General features: G+C 67.8%; 26 protein-coding genes and 2 pseudogenes. 22 read left to right on the forward strand and 6 right to left on the reverse strand.

Going from position 1 to position 22392, the window contains the following annotated elements; all coding sequences use genetic code 11:
* Positions 1-181 precede the first annotated feature (181 nt).
* A complete protein-coding gene (locus tag SSPN_RS56795; RefSeq protein WP_158309582.1) occupies positions 182-352 on the reverse strand; it encodes a hypothetical protein in 171 nt (56 codons plus the stop codon).
* A 58-nt stretch (positions 353-410) separates the two neighbouring features.
* Entirely contained in the window at positions 411-1628 is a 1218-nt protein-coding gene (locus tag SSPN_RS0117745; RefSeq protein WP_237710582.1) for a helix-turn-helix domain-containing protein, read from the reverse strand.
* Between the two features lie 843 nt (positions 1629-2471).
* Between SSPN_RS0117745 and SSPN_RS0117750 the strand changes: the two genes are divergently transcribed.
* Together SSPN_RS0117750 and SSPN_RS44340 are read left to right on the forward strand one after the other, a co-directional pair.
* Positions 2472-2960, forward strand: a complete 489-nt coding sequence (locus tag SSPN_RS0117750) for a winged helix-turn-helix domain-containing protein (protein ID WP_029535454.1) — start codon at positions 2472-2474, stop codon at positions 2958-2960.
* Positions 2961-2971: 11 nt separating this feature from the next.
* The gene (locus SSPN_RS44340; RefSeq protein ID WP_143539548.1) at positions 2972-3502 is read left to right on the forward strand and encodes an IS630 family transposase; all 531 of its coding nucleotides are present in this window, start codon (positions 2972-2974) and stop codon (positions 3500-3502) included.
* Positions 3503-3770: 268 nt separating this feature from the next.
* On the opposite strand, the gene SSPN_RS0117760 is transcribed toward SSPN_RS44340, so the two are convergent.
* Positions 3771-4580, reverse strand: a complete 810-nt coding sequence (locus tag SSPN_RS0117760; RefSeq protein ID WP_010696668.1) for a sulfite exporter TauE/SafE family protein — start codon at positions 4578-4580, stop codon at positions 3771-3773.
* Between the two features lie 93 nt (positions 4581-4673).
* Between SSPN_RS0117760 and SSPN_RS0117765 the strand changes: the two genes are divergently transcribed.
* Positions 4674-5438 carry an AraC family transcriptional regulator gene (locus SSPN_RS0117765; protein ID WP_029535455.1) on the forward strand — a complete coding sequence of 255 codons (765 nt, stop codon included), beginning with the start codon at positions 4674-4676 and terminating at the stop codon, positions 5436-5438.
* A 21-nt stretch (positions 5439-5459) separates the two neighbouring features.
* Here the strand turns inward: SSPN_RS0117765 and SSPN_RS54950 are convergent, their stop codons facing one another.
* On the reverse strand, positions 5460-5708 hold the full coding sequence (locus SSPN_RS54950) for a hypothetical protein (protein WP_010696676.1): 249 nt from the start codon (positions 5706-5708) through the stop codon (positions 5460-5462).
* Positions 5709-5803: 95 nt separating this feature from the next.
* Positions 5804-6679 (reverse strand): LysR substrate-binding domain-containing protein, encoded by an 876-nt coding sequence (locus tag SSPN_RS0117780; RefSeq protein WP_010696678.1) that lies wholly within the window; start codon positions 6677-6679, stop codon positions 5804-5806.
* Between the two features lie 141 nt (positions 6680-6820).
* Here SSPN_RS0117780 and SSPN_RS0117790 point away from each other — a divergent pair.
* The 19 genes and pseudogenes from SSPN_RS0117790 to hypB all read left to right on the forward strand — a co-directional run.
* Positions 6821-7094 (forward strand): annotated as a pseudogene (locus tag SSPN_RS0117790) (dihydrodipicolinate synthase family protein); the annotation flags it as partial.
* A 117-nt stretch (positions 7095-7211) separates the two neighbouring features.
* Positions 7212-8111, forward strand: a complete 900-nt coding sequence (locus SSPN_RS0117795) for a hypothetical protein (protein ID WP_029535456.1) — start codon at positions 7212-7214, stop codon at positions 8109-8111.
* Positions 8108-8596: a hydrogenase maturation protease gene (locus SSPN_RS0117800; protein ID WP_029535457.1), complete on the forward strand. Its 489-nt coding sequence runs from the start codon at positions 8108-8110 to the stop codon at positions 8594-8596. The genes SSPN_RS0117795 and SSPN_RS0117800 overlap by 4 nt, the downstream gene beginning before the upstream one ends.
* Positions 8597-8724: 128 nt before the next feature.
* Positions 8725-9759 (forward strand): NADH-quinone oxidoreductase subunit B family protein, encoded by a 1035-nt coding sequence (locus tag SSPN_RS0117810; RefSeq protein WP_010696687.1) that lies wholly within the window; start codon positions 8725-8727, stop codon positions 9757-9759.
* A gap of 22 nt (positions 9760-9781) precedes the next feature.
* Complete coding sequence (locus tag SSPN_RS0117815; RefSeq protein ID WP_010696688.1) at positions 9782-11551, forward strand: nickel-dependent hydrogenase large subunit; 1770 nt, start codon at positions 9782-9784, stop codon at positions 11549-11551.
* A 2-nt stretch (positions 11552-11553) separates the two neighbouring features.
* Positions 11554-12096, forward strand: coding sequence for a NifU family protein (locus SSPN_RS0117820; RefSeq protein ID WP_010696689.1), 543 nt, complete (start codon positions 11554-11556; stop codon positions 12094-12096).
* 5 nt (positions 12097-12101) lie between these two features.
* Positions 12102-12710, forward strand: a complete 609-nt coding sequence (locus tag SSPN_RS0117825; RefSeq protein ID WP_044573036.1) for a DUF5947 family protein — start codon at positions 12102-12104, stop codon at positions 12708-12710.
* A 9-nt stretch (positions 12711-12719) separates the two neighbouring features.
* Complete coding sequence (locus SSPN_RS0117830) at positions 12720-12923, forward strand: hypothetical protein (protein WP_010696696.1); 204 nt, start codon at positions 12720-12722, stop codon at positions 12921-12923.
* A 79-nt stretch (positions 12924-13002) separates the two neighbouring features.
* Positions 13003-13653, forward strand: coding sequence for a DUF6084 family protein (locus SSPN_RS0117835; protein WP_101376561.1), 651 nt, complete (start codon positions 13003-13005; stop codon positions 13651-13653).
* The gene (locus SSPN_RS49000; protein ID WP_010696698.1) at positions 13650-14336 is read left to right on the forward strand and encodes a hypothetical protein; all 687 of its coding nucleotides are present in this window, start codon (positions 13650-13652) and stop codon (positions 14334-14336) included. Before SSPN_RS0117835 ends, SSPN_RS49000 begins: the two co-directional genes overlap by 4 nt.
* Positions 14326-14457, forward strand: a complete 132-nt coding sequence (locus SSPN_RS61675; RefSeq protein ID WP_010696699.1) for a hypothetical protein — start codon at positions 14326-14328, stop codon at positions 14455-14457. Before SSPN_RS49000 ends, SSPN_RS61675 begins: the two co-directional genes overlap by 11 nt.
* A gap of 89 nt (positions 14458-14546) precedes the next feature.
* Positions 14547-15167 carry a D-sedoheptulose-7-phosphate isomerase gene (locus SSPN_RS0117850; RefSeq protein ID WP_010696700.1) on the forward strand — a complete coding sequence of 207 codons (621 nt, stop codon included), beginning with the start codon at positions 14547-14549 and terminating at the stop codon, positions 15165-15167.
* On the forward strand, positions 15164-15385 hold the full coding sequence (locus tag SSPN_RS0117855; protein WP_010696701.1) for a HypC/HybG/HupF family hydrogenase formation chaperone: 222 nt from the start codon (positions 15164-15166) through the stop codon (positions 15383-15385). The genes SSPN_RS0117850 and SSPN_RS0117855 overlap by 4 nt, the downstream gene beginning before the upstream one ends.
* The gene (locus tag SSPN_RS0117860) at positions 15382-16083 is read left to right on the forward strand and encodes a D-sedoheptulose-7-phosphate isomerase (protein WP_010696706.1); all 702 of its coding nucleotides are present in this window, start codon (positions 15382-15384) and stop codon (positions 16081-16083) included. The genes SSPN_RS0117855 and SSPN_RS0117860 overlap by 4 nt, the downstream gene beginning before the upstream one ends.
* On the forward strand, positions 16061-16330 hold the full coding sequence (locus SSPN_RS0117865) for a HypC/HybG/HupF family hydrogenase formation chaperone (RefSeq protein ID WP_010696707.1): 270 nt from the start codon (positions 16061-16063) through the stop codon (positions 16328-16330). The genes SSPN_RS0117860 and SSPN_RS0117865 overlap by 23 nt, the downstream gene beginning before the upstream one ends.
* A 315-nt stretch (positions 16331-16645) precedes the next feature.
* Positions 16646-17773 (forward strand): hydrogenase formation protein HypD, encoded by a 1128-nt coding sequence (gene hypD / locus SSPN_RS0117870; RefSeq protein ID WP_010696708.1) that lies wholly within the window; start codon positions 16646-16648, stop codon positions 17771-17773.
* A complete protein-coding gene (gene hypE, locus SSPN_RS0117875) occupies positions 17770-18852 on the forward strand; it encodes a hydrogenase expression/formation protein HypE (RefSeq protein WP_010696709.1) in 1083 nt (360 codons plus the stop codon). The genes hypD and hypE overlap by 4 nt, the downstream gene beginning before the upstream one ends.
* Before the next feature lie 2 nt (positions 18853-18854).
* Entirely contained in the window at positions 18855-19184 is a 330-nt protein-coding gene (locus SSPN_RS0117880; RefSeq protein WP_010696713.1) for a hydrogenase maturation nickel metallochaperone HypA/HybF, read from the forward strand.
* On the forward strand, positions 19185-19865 hold the full coding sequence (gene hypB, locus SSPN_RS0117885; RefSeq protein ID WP_010696714.1) for a hydrogenase nickel incorporation protein HypB: 681 nt from the start codon (positions 19185-19187) through the stop codon (positions 19863-19865). It begins immediately after the preceding gene.
* Here hypB and hypF read toward each other — a convergent pair.
* Positions 19862-22131: pseudogene (gene hypF / locus SSPN_RS44355) on the reverse strand (carbamoyltransferase HypF). The gene hypB and the pseudogene hypF sit on opposite strands and share 4 nt — an antisense overlap.
* Positions 22132-22392: the final 261 nt, after the last annotated feature.

Consider the following 22392-nt stretch of genomic DNA (forward strand, 5'->3'; position numbering starts at 1 on the left):
CATTGCGGGCACGGATTGCCCGTGAACGGCTCAACGATCTCGACTTCGCCCGGCTTCACCGCGTCGCCGCACGGAGCCACCCACACGACGTGATCGACGCAGTAGGCGTGTACTTCCGGTGGCCGATCCGGTAGCGCGTACTCCGGCCTTAGCCGTGCCAGGATCACGGAACGTCGGCCGTTCACGCGGCACGTCCCGGAGTGCGGCGGCGAAGCCGTTCCAGTCGACGCCGTGCCGCTGCTTTGAGTGCTTGTTTCTCTCGATGCCCTGGCAGCCACCACAGGATGAACAGCGGAACGAAGATCACCGACCAGGCCAGCAACCCGAGCAATATCCCCAGCGCCTCATGCATGACGCCAAGATCGCCCGGCCAGACACGGCCGATAGGTACGGTTTGTACCCCTACCCGATCAGCGGACCCCGACGCGTCCTGCTAGTGACCGCACCGCCGCCGCTTCACCACCCGGCGGGCGATCCATGAGCTTGTGCGTCAACTCCCGTGCCCACCCGTTGAACCTGGCGGTTTCCGGCGCTGTGCGCTCCGCCTGGTCAAGCGTGGCCAGCGTTGCCGCCCAATCGCCCTGTAGCGCGTGAACGCGGGCGACTTCGATCAGGTGGCGGGACCGGCGCGGCACCGACACGATGTCGCCGGGGTCGAGTGCGTTCGCCGCCTGCAACGCTTCCCCGCCGCGCCGTAGCTCCACGCCGAGCGTGACCGCGTTCGCCTGCATTACCGGCAGACCGAAACTTGTTTGCACGTGGCGGTAACCAGGTCCGAGCTTGCGGGCGATGTCGTAGGCCGACTCCCAGCACCGCCAGGCTTGTCCGTGCCTGCCCCGGCGGGCATAGGTGAGCGCGTTCTCCGCCCGCAGCGCACCGACCATGCCGCGCCAGTCATCCGGCGCGGACTCCAAATAGGGCTCTAGCTGCGCTGCGCCATCGTGGGCGACGCTGATCGCCTCTTCCCAGCGCCCAGACTCCCGGAGTGCTTGAACCAGTGCCCACGCCCCGGCCGCCATCGCGTACGGGTCGTCTGCCTCTTGGCCTTCGGTGACCGCCCGGTCGGCGACCAGCCAAACGAGTTCCGGCGCGGGTTGGAACGCTACGTAGAAGTCGGCGAGCTGGTAGACGCCCGCCAGGATGCGGCGAGCCTCGCGCCGTTCAGCGTCCCATCGGGCACGCACGGCCCGCTGGGAGTCCCGGATCAGGTCCGGCAGCAGCGCCCCGAGCTGCGTGCGGTGATCCGGCGAGGAGTGCCGCACCTTCCACGCTGCGGCCAACCGCTGCGCCAGGTGCGCCAGGTCCACCGGCCGCGTGTCCGGCGACAACCGGTATTCGGTCAGCGCCGACTGCACGTCGTAGAGCGCCTGGTGCGCAGCGCCGGGCGCGAACTTCGAGATCGACACCGCTTCGTCGTTGCCGGTCAGTTCGGCAAGATCGCGGATGTCGAGCGCACGGGCAATCCTGGTCAGCATCTGAAGCTTCGGCGTCTGCAACCGGCCGGTTTCGACCGCCTTAACCCACTCGGCGGAACGGTCGACGAAACCGCCCAGCACAGGGCGACTCATCCCGGCGCGTTCCCGTGCCTGCCGGATGCGGGCACCGATAGACGGATCGGTGGTGGACACGATCACATCACCTCTTCGCGGATGCCTCTTCGCGTGCCCAAGGCCCGTCGACCGGGGGCGTACCTCCGCGAAGAGGTGCCCCCAGGCTAGCGAGATCCCGATCAGGTGACGAGCAAGCGGGCGCTACCGGCGCGAACGCCTGACACCCGTTCGGAGTAGCGGTGACGCGCCCGTCCCATTCCTTGCTCGTGGGGCAAACCGTGATCAACCGCGTGGGGCAAACGTGGGCTCGAAACCGTCCCACTGCGTACTCACAGCAGGTCAGCAACGTATAGAGGAATGCCGCCGGAAGCTCCGGCGGCGGTGCGGTTTCGAGCTCGGCGCGTGAGACCATCGGCGCGTCGCTGGCGAGCGCGGCGAACATCCAGCACTGCGGGCACTGGCTACCCGTGAACGGCTTCACGATCTCGACTTCACCCGGCCTCACCGTGTCGCCGCACGGAGCCACCCACACGACGTGATCGACGCGGTAGGCGTGCACTTCCGGCGGCCGATCCGGCGGCGAGTACTCCGGCCGTAGCCGCGCCAGGATCACCGCCCCTGAAGGATATTCGTTCACACGGCACGTCCCGGAGCGCGGCGGCTAAGCCGTTCATCCCGACGCCGCACCGCTGCCTTTTGCACTTGCGTCTGCCGATGTCCCGGCAGCCACCACACAATGAACATCGCTGACCAGGCCAGCAGCCCAACCAGCATCCCCAGCGCAACATGCATGTCTCGAAGATCGCCAGTTTCGCCCGGTTAACCCATATCATCCCGGTTAGCTTCGGCGAATCAAATGATCTTTTGTTTATAGGTTGATCTGTTTTCTGGGTTGTGGTTGCGGGGTGGGATGATCGTGAGGTGTCGAAGCCTTCGCGGGAGTCGGGCGAGCAGGCCCGTGATGGTAATCGTGTTGCTGCCAGAAGGGATTTCGATGCGTTGCGTGAGCGCCGGATGCGGGCGGCGGAGATGTTCGACCAGGGCAGACGGCAGTCCGGGGTGGCCGCCGAATTGGGGGTGTCGGCGCAGGCTGTGTCGAAGTGGCACCGGGCGTGGTCGGCCGGTGAACGAGAGGCGATGGCGGGCGCCGGCCGTGCCGGGCGGATGCGCAAGCTCTCCGATGAGCGACTGGCCGAGGTCGAGACCGAGTTGATGAAAGGCCCGCGTGCCAACGGGTTCGCTACGGAGATGTGGACTCTCGCGCGGGTGGCCGAGGTGATCGACCGCGTGACCGGTGTCCGATACTCGGTCACGCAGACCGGGACGATTTTGCGTGACGGGCTGGGCTGGAGCCGCCAGCGCCCGGCACGGAAAGCCGCCGAACGCGATGACGAGGCGATCGAGGAATAGGTCAAAGTCGAGTGGCCACGGATAAAAAAGGGGCCCGACGCCGGAAATCCTGGATTTGCTTCCAGGACGAAAGCGGATTCTCCCTCCTCCCGGCAGTAAGAGCGACCTGGGCGCCACGAGGCCGGACCCCGGTCCCGCGGCACCGCTTCGGCTGGACCCGCATGTCGATGTCCGCCGCCCTGCTCTACCGGCCCGACGGCAGCCAAGCGTCCCTGGTGTTCCAAACCAAACCCGGCAGCTACAACACCGAATCGCTGATCGAGTTCCTCACCGACCCGCACGACCAACTCGACGGCGACCCGGTCACCTTGATCTGGGACGGCCTGTCCGCCCACCGCTCCAAAGACATGAAAGCCTGGCTGGCCACCCAGCGACACTGGCTCCGAGTCGAGCGACTGCCCGCCTACGCGCCCGAACTCAACCCCGTCGAACAGGTATGGGGCAACATCAAAGCAACCGAGCTCGCCAACCTCTGCCCCGAGGCCATCGACGAAGCCGACACCGCCGCACGCGCAGGCCTGAACCGTATCGGCAGCAGCTAACAGCTCAGCTTCGCCTTCCTCGACCACACAGGTCTCCACCTATAACCAAGATCAATCAATTAGCGAAAGATCACTAATAGATACCGATCAACCACCGACCGAGTGCTAGCCCAAGCAGGGTCTACAGACCCCTGTGAGGCCCGAGACTGTGGTGCCGAACGGCTCGACGGCCAGACCATGCGCCCTGTTCGTACTGGTCACGTGGTCCTCCGGTTTCAATTGAAACTGCGGACCCCAATGCGCTCCGCACCTCCCGCTCGGTCGCTGTTCAGCGGAGCGCAGTCGCGATCATCGCGATGAGGACGATCACTAGGAGGACGAGGTAGGCGATCGCGTGGATGTGGTCGGGGATCTTCCCGACGACGCGTTTGGTGAGCGCGATCGTCGGCAGGGAGCCGCAGAGCAGGGCCGCCGCGACGACGAAGTTGACGTGGCCGAGCTGACCGGGGTAGGCGGCGGCCGGCGTGGCGAGGGCGTACACGGCGGTTCCCGCGACCGCCACCGGGATGCTGAGCGGGTTGGCCATCGCGGCAGCAGCGGACATGGGCAGCCCTCTGCGCCGGAGCAGCGGCACCGTCATGACGCTCCCGCCGACGCCGAGGAAACTGGCGACCGCCCCGATTCCCAGCCCACCGAGGGTCGAGGCGACCTTGCCGAGCGGTTTCCCGCCCGAAGTCTGGTGCCGGGCGTTGTCGAGGAATCCGCTTCGGACGATGCTGTCGACGATGGTGATCGCGAGGTAGGCGATGAACAAGACGTGCAGGACGGAGCCGGGTGCCCAGTTCGCGGCTACCGCTCCGATCACCGCGCCGAGGGCGATGAATTCGATCAACGGGTGGAGTTGCTTCCCGTGCAGGCGACCGGACCGGGCCTGGGCGATGGTCGCGGATGACGCGTTGACGATCATCACCGCGGTGGAGGTCGCCACGGCGGTGTGCATCGCGTCGGCACCGGTCGCGGCGGAGACGACCGCGAACACGACCGGGACGATGATGAAGCCGCCGCCGAATCCGAACAGGACCGTGGTCACGCCGGTCAGGCATCCGAATCCGAGCAGCACGAGGAAGGAGACGAGCACACGGCCACGGTAGGCCCGCCACCGGATGGCGCACTATCGATGCCACGCCATGTTCATTCGAGTTCGCGCCAAAGCTTGGGTTAGCGTGTTGCGATGCGGAACGTACCGGTGGACGAGATGGACTGGATCGACCGCGCCGTCCTGGCGATCGGGACCGACTACCCGCCCCGGCACCTGCTGGCGTTCCACCGGCACCGCCGCGCGCAGCTCCTCTACGGGGCGACCGGGACCATGCAGGTCGAGACGGCGGACGGCAGTTGGACGGTCCCGCCCCGCCGAGCAGTGCTGATCCCGCCGGGCACGGACCACCAAGTGCTGATGGACGACGTCAGCACCCGCAGCCTCTACCTCGAACCGTCCGCCGTGCCGTGGTTTCCGCCGCGCTGTCGGGTCGTGGGCGTCTCACCGCTGCTGCGCGAACTCCTGCTCGCCGCGGTGGACGTGCCGCCCGAATACGACAGGCACGGCCGCGACGGTGCGCTGATGGAGCTGATCCGCCACGAAATCCGGAACCTGGCGCCGCTTCCGTTCGACCTGCCCCTGCCCGCCCGAGCAGATCTCCGGAACCTGTGCGAGGCGTTCCAGGCCGCGCCGAACATCCGGGAGTCACCGGCCGAATGGGCTGCCGACCTGGGCTTCAGCGCGCGAACGTTCAACAGGGTGTTCCGCGCCGAAACCGGGCTCAGCTTCCAGCAGTGGCGACAGCGCGCTTGCCTCCTCCACGCCATCCGGCTGCTCTCCGCCGGAAGGACCGTCACGCAGGTCGCGGCGGCGCTCGCGTACGACACCCCGGCAGCCTTCTCCGTCATGTTCCGCAAGCAGAGCGGAACTACCCCGAGCTCATTCCAGCCGCGCTGATCCGTTGGCACTCGGCGCACGTCATGCGCGGATCTCGCGCTCCTCGACCGTCCGGGCGCGGGCCTGGTCGCTGATGGTCAGGCCGAGGCCCGCGACGAGATGTGGCTTGGAGTAGCTGAAGCCGATGTCCTCCAACCCGTTCTCCGTGGTGATCTCGGCGAACGGCATGGCCACCTCGGTCATCGGTTTCTGCCGCCCGGTGGGCACCTTGGCGTCGCTGATAACGGTGGGAATTCTGTTGCTGATCATGAGCAGCCCGCTGATCGGCATGTTCGTGATGCCGCTCCTGCAGGGGTTCATCCGGTCGCGGCGCCGGGAGCCGGAACCGGTGGGTTGGAAGGCGAATGCCTGAGCGCTCCCATCGGTCAGAGCAGTGCGAGAAGCGCGTGCAGGGCCGGATTGTCGTTCGCGTGGCGCCAAACCAGGTGCAGTTCCACCGGATCCGGTTCGGGCAGCCGGAGCGACCGGAAGGTCACGCCCTCGAGGTGCAACCGGGCCGCGGTGGCGGGCACCAGGGCGCTGCCGAGGCCGACCTGGACCAGCGCCAGGGCGGTGTGGATCTGGCTGACGTACTGCACGTAGGTCGGCTGCACGTCGGCGTTCCCGAAGGTGGTGACGAGCAGTTCGTGGAAGTACCTCGATTCCGTCGGCGAGTACATCACCAGGTCGGCACCGTGGAATTCCGCTAGTTCCAGGGGTCGCGAACCGCCGGCGAGCGGATGCCCCTCCGGCAGCGCCGCCAGCAGCGGCTCCGCGCGGAACTCGCGCGACGCCAGCTCGGTTCGCGCGATCGGGGGGCGCGCGAGCCCGAGGTCCAGCGAGCCACCCGACAGCCGTTCGATCTGGTCGCGGGTGACCAACTCGTGCAACGTGACGTCCACGTGCGGCAGGTGTTCGCGAACGGTGGCCAGCACGCCGCCAAGCACCCCGTACGCCGAGGTCGCGGTGAAGCCGAACCGGATGATGCCTTCCTGGCCCAGGGTCACCCGCCGCACCGCCAGCGCGGCGTTCTCGGCCTCGTGCAGGAGACGTCGCGCGTCCTGCAGGAACGCGCGACCCGCGGGGGTCAGCCGCACGATGCGGCTGGTGCGGTCGAACAGCTGAACTTTGAGTTGCTTCTCCAGCTGCTGGATCTGCCGCGTAAGCGGCGGTTGGGTCATGCGCAGGCGCTGCGCGGCGCGGCCGAAGTGCTGCTCCTCGGCGACCGCGACGAAGCCGGTGAGCTGGTTGAAGGTGAACATCGATGCCGTCCCGGTATCGGCGAAGCATTGTTGGACTTGGGCTTGCATTGATAGCCCACCTTAGTGTCATCCCCAGCCGTTCCGGCCACCCCGCGCTTGGTCACCCCGGAACCGATCTTCAGCAGCCACAACACCCCGGCCAGCACCGGCGAGTTCTTCTCGCGGACCCCGGCCGAGGTCGAGTCCGTGTTCACCGCCGCCGGGGCACACCCGATGAGCTGGCGGTGATCGCCCCCGCCGGATACGGCACCGCGATGGCCGTGGACATGGCCCGCGCCGCCGAACGCGCCGGCGCCGACGGCCTGCTCCCCCGTACCTCAACGAAGCCGACTAGGAAGGACTGGCCACCCATGCGCGCGGTCTGCGCTGCCACCAGCCTCGGCGTGATCGTCTACAGCCCGCCAACGCCGTCTACGACTACGCAGCGGCAACCGGACGCATGACGCGGTCGTAGTGCTCCGGAGGTGCTTCGCCGCCCATCTCGGTTGACACTCCGGTCCAGTTCCGAATTCCCGACCGACGGAGTGGACCAGTGAGCCTAGACGACGCACGCGCGGTGGCCGACGCCGTTCTGTTCGAAGGATATCTGCTGTACCCGTACCGGGCTTCGGCGTTGAAGAACCGGATGCGCTGGCAGTTCGGCGTGCTGGCACCGCCCGGCGAGGAATCCGAACCCTCGTTCGCCCGCACGGAGTGCTTGCTGGTCGCGCAGCCGGGCGCGGAACTCGAAGTGCTGGTGCGCTGCCTGCAGTTGCGCACTCGCAAGGCTGAACCCGATTGGGACGAAGGCAGCCTGCGCGAGATCGTTGCGACGGTCGAACTCAATCGACACGACGTCGCAGCGGATATCCCGTTCGAAGTGCCGGGCGGCGAGAACAAGCGCGAACGCTGGCTGCCGTTGCGCGGGACGATCGGCATCCGCACGACTTCGATCGGGGGAGGTTTGCAGCGCCTGGCGGTCGTAGTCGAGAACCGGACGCAGCGGAACCCCCGTTCGCACTCGACGCGCGAAGGCATGCTGCGGAGCTCGCTGGTTTCGGCGCACACCGTGCTTGCGGTGCGCGGCGCGCATTTCATCTCGCTGCTGGATCCACCCGAAGGCGTTCGCGAGGCCGCGCAAACGTGCCGCAACGAGCACACCTGGCCGGTGCTCGTCGGGGAGCAGGGGCGACGAGACGTGGTGTTGTCCGCGCCGATCATCCTCTACGACTACCCGGCGATCGCCCCGCAGAGCCCGGGAGATCTGTTCGATGCCACGGAGATCGACGAAATCCTCATGCTGCGCACGATGACGCTCACCGACGACGAGAAGCGCGAGGCCCGGGAAACCGATCCCAAGGCCGCGGAGATCATCGACCGCGCGGAGCGGCTCTCCGCGGAGCAGCTCTCCCGGTTGCACGGCACCATGCGCTACCCGGGCGGCAGTCGATGACGGGACCGCGAATCCTGATCGCAGGGGTGGGAAACGTGTTCCTCGGCGACGACGGTTTCGGCGTCGCGGTCGCCGACCGGCTGGCCTGCGAACCACCGGAGGGCGCACGGGTCGCGGACTTCGGAATCCGCGGCATGCACCTGGCGTACGAACTCATGGACGGGTACGACCTGCTGATCCTCGTCGACGCGGTGGCGCGCGGCGAGGAACCCGGAACCGTCTCGGTCATCGAACCGGACCTGGCGGCGATCGAACCCGCCGCCGGCGTGGACAGCCACGGCATGAACCCGGATGCGGTCCTCGCCTGCTGCAAGGGCTTCAACGTGCCGCTGGGCCGCGTCCTGGTCGTCGGGTGCGAACCCGCGGACTGCTCGTGCCGGTGGGGACTCACCGAACGGGTGGCCGAATCCGTCGGATCAGCCGAGAGAACCGTGCGGAACCTGGTCGCCGACGCGATCGATGCCGGAGCCCGAACCACCAGCTAGCGCATGATCCTGCTGCTGCGCCGCACAGATGGACTTACGGTGGCGGCGGGCCTCGCCGCCACGGTCGGCCGTCAGGGGGAGCCGACGATGTGAAGTGGTTGGCGGGAACCGGAAATCCGGAGTGGCATATGAGTGCTGCGGCTACGCCGTCGAACATCGACGAGGTCCACATCCTCTGGACCTCGGAGGGCATGAGCTGCGATGGCGACACAGTGTCGGTGACCAACGCGACGCTGCCCAGCATCGAGGACGTGGTGCTGGGCGCGGTCCCGGGAATACCGAAGGTGCACCTGCACAACAAGGTGCTGGCATACGAGACCGGCGCGGACTTCATGGCCGCGTTCCACCAGGCCGACCGCGACGAGCTTGGCCCGTTCATCCTGGTCGTGGAGGGCTCCATCCCCAACGAGCGGATCAACGGCGACGGCTACTGGACGTCGATGGGAAACGACCCCGAGACCGGGGAGCCGCGCACCCTCAACAACTGGCTCGACCGGCTCGCGCCCAAGGCGTGGGCGGTGCTGGCGGCGGGCACCTGCGCAACCTACGGCGGGATCCACGCTATGGCCGGCAATCCGACGGGGTGCATGGGCCTGGCCGACTACCTCGGGGCGGATTTCCGCTCCGCTGGCGGGCTGCCGATCGTCAACGTCCCCGGCTGCCCGGTGCAACCGGACAACTTCATGGAGACCTTGCTGTGGTTGCTGCACCAGGCCGCAGGGCTGGCGCCGACCATCCCGCTGGACGAGCAACTGCGACCGACGTGGCTGTTCGGCAAGACCGTCCACGAAGGCTGCGACCGCGCCGGCTACTACGAGCAGGCCGACTTCGCACGTGACTACAACTCGCCGAAGTGCCAGGTGAAGATCGGCTGCTGGGGACCGGTGGTCAACTGCAACGTCACCAAGCGCGGCTGGATGGACGGCATCGGCGGCTGCCCCAACGTGGGCGGGATCTGCATCGGCTGCACGATGCCGGGATTCCCGGACAAGTTCATGCCGTTCATGGACGAGCCACCCGGCGGCAGTTTCTCGTCGGGCATGCTGCGGGCGTACGGCCCGCTGGTCCGGAGCTTGCGGAGCATCACCAACCACAGCGCGAACCGAGAACCGAAGTGGCGGCACAACCGGGCCGAACTGACCAGCGGCTTCCAGCCGCGGTAGCAGAGGTGGAGGTAGCAGCGGCATGAGCGCGCAACAGCGGAACCTCGTCGAGGTGGAGTTCGATCCGATCACCCGGATCATCGGAAATCTCGGCATCTACACCAAAGTGGACTTCGACAACAGCGAGGTCGTCGAGTGCCGCAGCACCTCATCGCTGTTCCGTGGGTACAGCGTGTTCATGAAGGGCAAGGACCCGCGCGACGCCCACTTCATCACCAGCCGGATCTGCGGGATCTGCGGGGACAACCACGCGGTGTGCTCGATCTACGCGCAGAACATGGCCTACGGCGTCAAGACCCCACCGCTGGGCGAGTGGATCATCAACCTCGGCGAGGCTGCCGAGTTCATGTTCGACCACACGATCTTCCAGGACAACATGGTCTTCGTCGACTACTGCGAGAAGATGGTGTCGGAGACCAACCCGTCGCTGCTCCAGCGGGCCGAGCAGACCGATGCGCCGCGCGGGAACGTCCACGGCCACCGCACGATCGCCGACATCATGCGGTCGTTCAACCCCTTCGAAGGCGAGACCTACAAGGCCGCGCTGGAGATGTCGCGCGTGACGCGCGAGATGTGCTGCCTGATGGAAGGGCGGCACGTGCACCCGTCGACGCTCTACCCGGGTGGGGTCGGCACGGTCGCCACCCCGCAGCTGTTCACCGACTACCAGGTGCGGCTGGTGCGGGTGCTGGACTTCATCAAGCGCGCGGTCGCGATGAACGACGACGTGTTCGACTTCTTCTACGAAGCCCTGCCCGGCTACGAGGAGGTCGGCCGGCGCCGCACCTTGCTGGGCTGTTGGGGGTGCTTCCAAGATCCCGACGTCGTCGACTACGACTACCGGAACATGAGCGAGTGGGGACGCTCGATGTTCGTGACCCCGGGGATCGTGGTCGACAACGAACTGCTGACCACCGATCTGGTCGACATCAACCTGGGCATGCGCATCCTGCTGGGCAGCTCCTACTACGAGGACTGGGCGAACGAGCAGACGTTCGTGGACCGGGATCCGCTGGGGAACCCGGTCGACAAGCGCCACCCCTGGAACCAGACCACGCTCCCCCAGCCGCAGAAACGCGAGCTCGACGGCGGGAAGTACAGCTGGGTGATGAGTCCGCGCTGGTTCGACGAGCGCTCCGGCGACCACCTCGCGCTGGACACCGGCGGCGGTCCGATCGCGCGGCTGTGGGCCACCGCGCTCGCCGGGCGCGTCAACACGCCTTACGTGCGCTCCACGGGGCACAGCGTGCAGATCGACCTGCCCAAGGGGCAGTCACTGCCGGACATGCAGCTGGAATGGCGCCCGCCGCAGTTCCCCAACACGTTGGAGCGCAACCGGGCGCGGATGTACTTCGTCGCCTACGCCGCTGGGATGGCGCAGTACTTCCTGGACCGCGCGCTGGCCGAAGTGCGGTCCGGCAACACCAAGGTGTTCGAGGACTTCAACGTCCCCGACGAGGCGATCGGCGTCGGCTTCCACGAAGCGGTCCGAGGCGTGCTGTCGCACCACTTGGTGATCCGGGACGGCAAGATCGCGAACTACCACCCGTACCCGCCGACGCCGTGGAACGCGAGCCCGCGCGACAGCTACGGCACTCCTGGCCCGTACGAGGACGCCGTGCAGGGCCAACCGATCTTCGAGGAGAACGGGCGCGACGAGTTCAAGGGCATCGACATCATGCGGACCGTGCGCAGCTTCGACCCGTGCCTGCCTTGCGGTGTGCACATGTACCTGGGTGGCGGGCGTGTGCTCGAACGAACGCACTCGCCGATGTTCGGCGCGGGCTCCTGACCATGCCTTGGGACGCCGAGCAGGTCCGCGACGAGATCGTGCGCGCCGAGACGTTGCTCTCCGACCTGGGGTCCGGGTTGGAACCTGTCGCGGGCAGGCATGCGATCGAGGCCGTGCAGGCAGTCGTCGGTCTGTACGGGGAATGCCTGGCGCGGTTGCTGCTGCACATTGAGCAGGCCGGACACCCCGAAGTCCTCGCCGACGTCGCCCGCGACGAACTGATCTCGCACCTGCTGCTGGTGCACGACCTGCATCCGGTCGGCATCGAGGGCCGGATCGGCACCGCGCTGGCCGAGGTGGAGGACAATTTCGAACCCGGTTCTCTCGAGCTGCTCGACGTGCAGGACGGCGTTGCCCGAATCCGGGTGGCGGTTCGCGGCTGCCAGTCCACGGCCGCGCGGATGCGCACCTCCGTGGAAGAGGCGGTGATGGCTGCAGCACCGGAACTCGAAAGCGTGGAGATCGACGCCGCCGCGCCGCAGCGTTCCACCGTCATTCCCGTCGAAGACCTGTTCGCGACCGGGCGCCTGGCCGGGGAGAGGTGAGCACGATGCCCTCGACGTTGCGGCAGCTCGCCCACCGCAGGCCCGCGCCGGGGGCCGGGCCCGCGCAGCGCTGCGATCTCTGCTCTGACGAGCTGCCCGACCAGCACAGTCACCTACTCAACACCGCCACCGGCGCCCTGTCGTGCACCTGTCCTGCGTGCAGCGTGCTGTTCGATCACCAGGCCGCCGGTGGTGGGCACTACCGCCGCATCCGCTCACGACCGCGACCGCTACCCGAGTTCGTGCTCGACGACGCGGCGTGGGCCCAGTTCGGCATCCCAGTCGGGTTGGCGTTCTTCGTGCACAACGCCGAAAGCGATCGCGTCACCGCGTTCTACCCCAACCCGGTCGGCACCATGCGCGCCTCCGTCGATCCGGGCAGCTGGCGGTCGTTGGCCGAAATGAACCCCGAGCTGCCCGCGCTGGAAAGCGACGTCGAGGCGCTGCTGATCGATCGGCTCAGCAGTGGGTCGGCGGCGTGGCTGCTGCCACTGGACGAGTGCTACCGGCTGGTTGCGCTTCTGCGCACGCATTGGCGTGGTTTCAGCGGCGGCGACGAGGTCTGGCGGCAGGTCTCCGAGTTCTTCGCGAGCCTGCGCCAGGGCAGAACCTGAGGAGGAAACGTGATCAAGGTCGGCAAACCACAAGTGCACCGCGACACTCCCGCGCACGTCCCGGGCGTTGAGCAGGGCAACCAGGTCGGGCACTACCAACGCCAGCCCGGACACCACCCGGATGGGACGGCTACGGCCCGCCGGTCCACCGGGATCGGCGCCGCGCGGCACAACCCCATCCTGTCGTCGATGCCGAACCTCTCGCCCGCTTGACCGATTCTGGTCCTGAAGGACCGGGAATTCCCTTCGGTCTCGCGGCCGAAAGGCTGGGTTTCCGGAGTTTGGAGTCTTAATGACGGCACCCAGCGCCATGCCGGAGCTGGCCTTCGACATCACCGGCGCGGAACCGGTGCGGATGGCCGCAGTGCCCGCGCTGAGCTTCGAGCTCCACGTGCGTCGGGTCAGGGGAGGCTCCGTCCGGTCCATCAACCTCACCACGGCGATCCGCATCGCTCCAGCCCGCCGCCGCTACCGCGCCGCGGAGCAGGAGGAGCTCGTGGAGCTCTTCGGCGTCCCCGAGCGCTGGGCGACGACGATGCGCCCGCTGCCCTGGGCGCGCCTGACCACCGTCGTCGGACCGTTCGACGACGACGTCGTGGTGCCGTTGCAGCTCGTCTGCACCGACGATGTCGAACTCGCGGTCGCCAAGTACTTCCACGCGGTGCGCGATGCCGCCGTGCCACTGGATTTCCTGTTCAGCGGCACGATCTTCCACCTCGGTCCGGACGAGCGGTTGCGGACCACGCAGATCGACTGGTCCCAGGACACGACCTTCGACCTGGCGGCCGGCCTGTGGCACGAGGCGCTCGGCGGAACCCGATGGGTGCGGATGTCCGAGGACAGCTTCGCTCGTCTGCACGACTACCGGCGGGCTCGGGCCCTCGGCACGTGGGACGAGACGATCAGCGCACTGCTGGCGCGCACCGAACAGGACGTTTCGTGACCCCGGGCGCGGATTCGGTGCCGACCAGCGGAATGCGGGTGCGCCTGCGGCCGGCACGTCGCGCCGACATCGTGGACATCGTTCTCGCGGGCAGGCTCGCCGAGGTCGAAGGCATCGAGCATGGTGCGGACGGCCGGATCTACGTGATCGTGTCCCTGCTCGGTGACACCGCGGTGGACCTCGGACCGATGAGCCAGCTCGGCCACCGGTTCTTCTTCTCCCCCGAAGAACTCGAACTGCTCCCCGGCGGAGGCGCGCGCCGGGTCTTGGTCGCCGGGGTCGGCGACATCTTCAGCTCCAGTGGAGACGGAGCGCATCGGATCACCGAAGACCTGCGCAGGTTGGACCTTCCACCAGGCGTGCGCGTCGCGAACTTCGGCATCCGGTGGCAGGATTTGCTGCGCTCGCTGGAGGATTGCGACGCCGCGGTTCTGCTGTGCGCCGGTGCTGCCGGCGAAGTCCGTTCGATCGGGATCGCAGATCTGCCGGGGTTCGCCCACTCGGGTGCGCAGCTTCAACCCGCAGTGGCACACCGGTGCGAGCGGATCATCTCGGTCGGCTGCGGTGGAACCGGTGGCGCTGGTCCGGCTGGACGAGCACTGGCCATCGAGGCTGTCATGTCCGTTGTGGACGCTCTGTTGGCTGATCGAGCTTTCGAAGGAGGAACCGTCGATGAAGGATGACATCCATGTGCTGCGCAAGGCGGTCCGCGTGGTTCTCGGCGCGCTGGCCGTGGCCGCGGCGGTGGTTCTCGCGCTGCAGGTGCCCGCGATCACGAGGTACGTGAAAGCCGCTCGAATGTGATTGCAGGGCAAGCAGATCGAGTTGTGCTCCGCACATGGCCGCCCTTAGCGTTGGTGCGCCGCACGATCGCGAGTGAGGATGTGACCCCGATGCCGTGGTCCGAACAAGCAGCTGCTCGTGCCGTCGACGAGATCTTCGAACGACGGGTGCCGCCGCTGCAGACGCTCGTCGGAGACGCCGAGCGCGTCGCCCGCGCATGCCATGCGATGGCCACCCGGTTCCACGCGGGCGGCAAGCTCATCGTGTTCGGCAACGGCGGGCCGAGCACGGACGCCCAGCACGTGGCCGTCGAGTTCGTCCACCCGGTGATCGTGGGCAAGAAGGCGCTTCCGGCGATCTCGCTGACCGCGGATGTCGCGACGGTGACCGGGGTGGCCACCGGCGACGGGCCGGACGAGGTGTTCGCCCACCAGGTCCGGCACCTCGCCGACCCGGAGGACATCGCCCTGGGCATCTCCACCGACGGCAACTGCGGGAACGTCCTGCGCGGCCTGGCCGTGGCCGGTGACCGAAGCCTGTTGACCGTCGGGCTGACGGGCGGCGACGGTGGGCGCATCGCCCGCGCGGGCCTGGACCACGTGCTGATCGCCGATGCGGTCGATCCGCGGGTCGTCAAGGAGGCGCACGTGACCATGTACCACGTGCTGTGGGAACTCGTGCACGTGTTCTTCGAACACCCGGGCGCGTTGCGGCAGGGGGTGGGCGCATGACATCCGAAGATCCGGGGGAAACCTGCCGCGGCGACTCCTGCGTGACCTGTTCGGACGAGGCAACGGAAGTCCGGGTGCTGCGGCTGCTGGGCGACGAGCTCGCCGCCGTGGCCACCGATTCGGGTGAAGAAGTGGTCAGCGTCGCCCTGGTTCCGGCTCGTCCCGGGGACACGGTGCTGGTCCACGCCGGTGAGTCGATCGCGATCGTGGAGGAGTGACCGCCGTGAGTTCAGGTGCCGATGCTGTCGAGTCGCTGTACCCGTTCTTGTCGACATCGGACGGCGACGTCGATGCGGTGCTCGCCGAGGTGCGCCAGTCCACGCAGGACAAGGTGCGGGAGATCATGCGGTTGCGCGAGGCGGTCAAACACGGGTACCGCAACGAGATCGTCGCGTGCGCGTCGGCGATGGCCGAGCGGTTCGCCCGCGGTGGGCGGCTGCTCACCTTCGGCAACGGCGGCAGCTCCACCGACGCACAAGACCTCGCCAGCCTCTTCCTGAACCCGGGCGCTACCGCACCTGCGCTGCCCGCGATCGGGTTGACCAGCGACATCGCGGTGGTCACCGCCCTGTCCAACGACATCGGGTTCGACGTGGTGTTCGCCCGCCAGATCGGTGCCTTCGGCCGCCGCGACGACATCGCGGTGGGGCTGTCCACCAGCGGGAACTCGCCGAACCTGCTGCGGGCGTTCGACGAAGCGGCGCGACGCGGACTGCTCACCATCGGGATAGCCGGCGACAAGGGCGGCCGGATGGCCGAGTCCGAGCACATAGACCACCTTTTCGTGGTGCCGTCCGCCTCGGTGCACCGCATCCAGGAAGCGCAGACCACGCTCTACCACGCGCTGTGGGAGATGACCCTGCTGACGCTGCACGGGATGGGAGGAGCGGCCGATGTGCCTCGCGATCCCCGGTGAAGTCCTCGAGATCCTGCCGGACCGCCCGGATCTGGCCAAGGTCGAAGTCAGCGGCGTCCGCCGCAACATCAACGTCAGCCTCCTCGGCAGACCACCTGAGCCGGGCGAGTGGATCCTGATCCACGTCGGCTTCGCGCTGTCCACAATAGACGAGGCCGAAGCGCGTGCGGTGCTGGAGTTCCTGGAGGGCTTGGGACAGACCTACACCGACGAGATCGATGCGCTGCAGGACTCGCGCATCGAATGACAGGGGGGTGTTCGATCAGCGAATGGCCATGCAGGGAGCTTTTTCATCCTGGCCGGTGTCCGCAGTCCGCGATGCTGGAAGCCGTACAGTACGGACTGCCGCAACCGGCGTAGCCGCCTTGGCCCACCTACGACACTTGCACCGCCACGGGTTCTCAGGCTGGTCCCACCCCGAAGGGGTTCTCTGCGAGGACCTGCCCCGACGTGGTGCATCGGACAAACAAGGGTCGTGGATCCCACAGCGAGAAGGCGCCTGAGGTTCCGCTACCCGCACCGCTATGCAAAAAGAGACTGAAAAACGCTCAAGGGGGGTCGGATGCGATTCGTCGACGAGTACCGGGACGCGGACAAGGCGCGAGCGCTGGCGGCCGAGATCGCCGCGCTCTGCGAGCCTGGCCGGCAGTACAAGTTCATGGAGGTCTGCGGCGGCCACACCCACACCATCTACAAGCACGGCATCGAGGACTACCTGCCGGCGAACGTCACCCTGGTGCACGGCCCCGGGTGTCCGGTCTGCGTGATCCCGATGGGCCGGGTCGACGACGCCATCCACATCGCCCGGCAACCGGACGTGCTCATGACCTCGTTCGGCGACATGATGCGGGTACCGGGCAGCAACGGGAACTTCTTCGACTCCAACGCCGAGGACACCAACATCCGAATGGTGTACTCGCCGCTGGACTCGCTGAAGCTCGCCCGGCAGAAACCGGACCAGCAAGTGGTGTTCATGGCGATCGGGTTCGAGACCACCGCCCCGTCGACTGCGATGACCCTGCTGCGCGCCGAGCAGGAAGGCCTGGAGAACTTCTCCGTCTTCGGCAACCACGTGACGATCATCCCGGCGATCAAGGCGATCCTGGACTCCCCCGACCTGCGCCTGGACGGGTTCCTCGGGCCGGGGCACGTGTCGACGGTGATCGGCTGCCGGCCGTACGAGTTCATCGCCCGCGACTACGGCAAGCCCGTGGTGGTCGCGGGCTTCGAACCGCTGGACATCATGCAGTCGATCTACCTGCTGCTCAAGCAGCTCGCGGAGAACCGCTGCGAGGTCGAGAACCAGTACGCCCGCGTGGTTCCGTGGCAGGGCAACACGACCGCCCTGGAAGCGATCGCCAAAACAATGGAGCTGCGGCCGTACTTCGAGTGGCGCGGGTTGGGTTTCATCTCGCACTCCGCGCTGCGGCTCCGCGAGGCATACGCGCGGTTCGACGCCGAGCAGCGCTTCGACCTGCCCGGGGTGCGGGTGGCCGACCCCAAGGCATGCCAGTGCGGCGAGGTGCTCAAAGGCGTCCTCAAACCGTGGGAGTGCAAGGTGTTCGGCACGGCCTGCACGCCGGAAACACCGATCGGCACCTGCATGGTCTCGCCGGAAGGAGCCTGCGCCGCGTACTACAACTTCGGCCGGTTCAGCCGGGAACGCGTCAGGGAGGCGAGCCGAGCATGAGCGCGAAACCCCGAGCGGAGCCGACCGACGAGCGGTTCGATCCCGAGCAGCAAGTGCTCGACCGGATCGAGAAGGCCCGCCGCCGCAAGCCGAAGGTGAAGGAAGAGCGGAAGGCCACGCAGACGCTCGTCGAGGCCGTGTTCCTGGAGGCGTTCCGCAACGAACTGCTGGAACCCCTGGAGGACGGTGCGGAGCTGCCGGTGGACGGCACCCGGCTGGCTTTCACCACGGATTCGTTCGTGGTGTCGCCGCTGTTCTTCCCCGGCGGGAACATCGGCGACCTGGCGGTCAACGGCACGGTCAACGACCTCGCCGTCTCGGGCGCGACACCGCAGTACCTGTCCGCCGGTTTCCTGATCGAGGAGGGCTTCCCCGTCGCCGATCTGACCCGCATCGTCGAATCGATGTCGAACGCGGCGCGGGCGGCCGGGGTGCGGGTGGTCACCGGCGACACGAAGGTCGTGGAGAAGGGCAAGGCGGACGGCTGCTACATCAACACCTCGGGCGTCGGCGTCCTGCGGACCGACCACCGGCTGGGCGTCAACACGGTCCGCCCGGGTGACGCCGTGCTGGTCTCGGGTCCGATCGGCGATCACGGGGTGACGGTCATGCTCGCCCGCGGCGAACTCGACATCGACTCCGACGTGGTCTCCGATACGGCACCCGTCCACCAGCTCGTCGCCGACCTGCTCGCGGCGGTTCCGGACGTCCGGGCGCTCCGCGATGCGACGAGGGGCGGTGTTGCGACGATCCTCAACGAGATCGCCCGGGCCGCGCAGGTAGCAGTCGTCGTGGACGAAGCGGACGTACCCGTGCGCACCGAAGTGCGGGGTGCCTCGGAGCTGCTGGGCATCGATCCGCTCTACGTGGCTTGCGAGGGACGCATCGTCGTAGTCGTCCCAGGTGCTCGGACCGAGGCAGCGCTGCGGGCGATGCGGGCGCATCCGCTGGGCGTACAGGCCGCGCTCATCGGACGCGTCGTGGACGACCCGCCGGGGCTGGTGCTGCTGAACACGACGTTCGGCGGCACCCGCATCGTCGATCTGCTGGTGGGCGATCCCCTCCCACGGATCTGCTAGCCGTGCACGAGCTCGGCATCACCCAGAGCATCGTGGACGCCGTGCTGGACGCGGTCGAGGAGCCGACCATCAAGTGCGTGCACCTGGAGGTCGGGCGGCTTTCCGGCGTGGTGCCCGACGCGATCCGGTTCTGCTTCGAGCTGGTGGCGGACGGCACGCGACTGGCATCTGCCCGGTTGGACATCACCGAGCCGGCCGGTCGCGGCGAATGCCGTTCGTGCGCACGGGAAATCGACATGGACGACCTGATCACGCGCTGCGCGTGCGGCGGCGTCGACATCGCGGTGCTCGCCGGACAGGAATTGCGGATCAAAGCAGTGGAGGTGGGATAGATGTGCGGTACGTGCGGATGCGCCGACGAGGAATCGAAGACCATCGTCCTGGAGCAGCAGGTGCTGGCCAAGAACGACGGCCTTGCCGACGCCAACCGGAACTGGCTGCAGACCAGGGGAATCGCCATGATCAACCTGATGAGCTCACCCGGTTCCGGCAAGACGACCCTGCTGGCCCGAACCGCGCACGAGTTCGACGGTGCCCCGCTCGCGGCCGTCGAGGGTGACCAGGAGACCGGCCTCGACGCGGCGCGGCTGCGGGACAGCGGCTGCCCGGTGGTGCAGATCAACACCGGTACGGGCTGCCACCTGGACGCGACGATGCTGGCCGATGGCCTGCGCGCGCTGCGGCCTCCGCACCACTCCGTGGTGTTCGTCGAGAACGTCGGGAACCTGGTGTGCCCGGCGCTGTTCGACCTCGGCGAGCAAGCCCGCGTCGTCCTCGCCTCGGTGACCGAGGGCGCGGACAAACCGCTGAAGTACCCGCACATGTTCCGCGCGGCGGATCTGGTGCTGCTGAACAAGATCGACCTGCTGCCCCACGTCGACTTCGACGTGGCCGGCTTCATCGACGCCGCTTCGATGGCCAATCCCGGTGTCCGGGTGCAGCGCCTCTCGGTCACCACCGGCGAAGGCATCACCGAGTGGTACGACTGGCTCGGCGAACAGGTGCACGCTTAACGCCGCTTCCGGCACAGCGCTCCGGCGACGGCCGCCTGCCCCAGGCTGATCCCCCCATCGTTGGCCGGGACCTGCGAATGCAGCAGGGTGCGGAACCCGCGTCGGTGCAGCATGGTCGTGACGCGCAGCAACAGCAGTGCGTTCTGGAAGACGCCGCCCGAGAGCGCCACGGCGCCGATTCCGGTGGATTCCCGCAGCCGATCGCAGACCTCCACCACCGCCGCTGCGAGTCCGTTGTGGAATCTTGCGGCGATCACCGGTACCGGGGTCGCGGCCCGGAGGTCGGCCACGACCGAACGCACCAGGTCCGCGCCGCGCACCCGCAGCACGGGCCCGCGGCTGATCGACACCGGGCAACCGCCGGTTTCGGCGGGGTGTCGGCCAGCTGTTCGAGCTCGATGGCGGCTTGGCCTTCGTAGTTGATCGCGTCCCGCACCCCGAGGATCGCCGCCACGGCGTCGAACAGCCGCCCGGCGCTGGAGGTCAGCGGCGCGTGCCGGCGCTGCCGCAGCAATGCGGCGACCTCGGTCCAATTCGGGTTGCGCCACAACACGTCGAGGTCCCCGGACAGGTGATCGACCTCCGCCAGGTAGGAGACGGCGGTCCGCCACGGCTGCTTGATCGCGGTCGCCCCGCCCGGAAGCGGCACCAGGTCCAGGTGTCCCAGCCGCCGGAAGCCGGTCAGGTCGGCGACCAGGAACTCCCCGCCCCAGATCGAGCCGTCGGCACCATACCCGGTCCCGTCGAACGCCACCCCGATCACCGGCCCGGTTTCGCCGTTGTCCGCCAGGCATGACGCGATGTGCGCGTGGTGGTGCTGCACGCCCACCAGCTCGACGCCGTCGAGCTCCGCGGCGAACTTCGTCGACAGGTACTCGGGGTGCAGGTCGTGGGCCACGACCTGCGGTTCGACGTCGAAGAGCCGCCGGAAATGCGCGATCCCGCCGGTGAAGGACCGCAGCGTCTCGTAGTTCTCCAGATCGCCGATGTGGTGGGAGACGAACACGTGCTCGTCCTTGGCGACAGCGAAGGTGTTCTTCAGCTCGGCTCCGCAGGCCAGCACCGGCTGCGGGAACGGCCAGGGCAAGGTCACCGGTTCCGGTACGTAGCCGCGCGAACGCCGGATCGGCATCTCGCGTCCGCCGACAACTCGTACGACGGAATCATCGGTGCGTATGTGGATTGGCCTGTCGTGCATCAGGAACGCATCGGCGATTTCGCCCAGCCGCTCCAGCGCGTCGTCGTCGCGGTAGGCGATCGGCTCGTCGGAGACGTTCCCGCTGGTGAGCACGATCGGCCGGGGAAAACCGCGGAGCAGCAGGTGGTGCAGCGGGGTGTAGGGCAGCATGAGGCCCAGTTGACGAGTACCGGGCGCGACGCTCGGTGCGAGCGCGGCGCCGGGCAGCCGGTCAAGCAGCACGATCGGCCGGCGACGCGAAGTGAGCAGCGCTTCTTCCACGTCATCGATCGCGCACAGCGACCGCGCCTGCTGCACTGACGCCACCATGATCGCGAATGGCTTGTCCTCGCGGCGCTTCCGCTTGCGCAACCTGGCCGCTGCATCGTCATCGGTGGCGTCCACCGCCACGTGGTAGCCGCCGAGTCCCTTCACGGCAAGGACCTCCCCGCGCGCCAGGGCCGCCACCGCTTCCACCAGCGGATCGCCTCGACGGGCCGCGCCGTCGCGGTCGGTCAGCCACAGCCGGGGACCGCAGTCGGGGCAGCACACCGGCTGGGCGTGGAAGCGGCGGTTCGCCGGATCGCGGTACTCGGCTTCGCACTTGGCGCACAAGGCGAATCCCGACATCGTCGTGTTCGGCCGGTCGTACGGCACATCCCGGACGATGGTGAAGCGCGGCCCGCAGTTGGTGCAGTTGGTGAACGGATAGCCGAACCGCCGGTCACCGGCGTCGGCGATCTCAGCCGAGCAGTCGGCACACGTAGCGGTGTCGCTGGAGACGAGGGTCGCCCGCGGTCCGGCAGCATCGCTTTCGACGACGCGAAATCCCTCTTCGGCCACCGCCTCGGCATCGGTGGTGGAGATCCGGGCGACCGCCGCCAACGGCGGAGCCTGTTCCGCCAGCAAGCCCAGGAACTGCTGGACGACCGAATCCCCGCCCTCCACCTCGATGAACACGCCGTGCACGTCGTTGCCGACATGCCCGGCCAACCCCAGGCGGGTCGCCAACGAGTAGACGAACGGGCGGAAACCCACGCCCTGCACGATTCCCTCGACCCGAATCCGCTTCCGGACCAACTCACCCACCGACCCAGTCTCCGGCGAGTCGGCCGCCGGTGCATCCGCTATCCGACCCGGTCGAACGCGCAGCTCTGATCCCCGTTCACCCGGCGCGGGACCCCATCAAATCGCGGATGCGGTTTTCGACCACGAGGGCGATCGGCTTCTCCCCGCACCACCTCAGCAACACGCCGTTCTCGTTGCGCGGGCTGGCACCCGCTGGGGTTGGAACACAGTAGCGGCATGCTGCCCGCCGATGCGCCCATTGCATTCGGCCGTTTCGCGCAC

The sequence above is a fragment of the Saccharopolyspora spinosa NRRL 18395 genome (genome assembly GCF_000194155.1).
Classification (GTDB): Bacteria; Actinomycetota; Actinomycetes; order Mycobacteriales; family Pseudonocardiaceae; genus Saccharopolyspora; species Saccharopolyspora spinosa.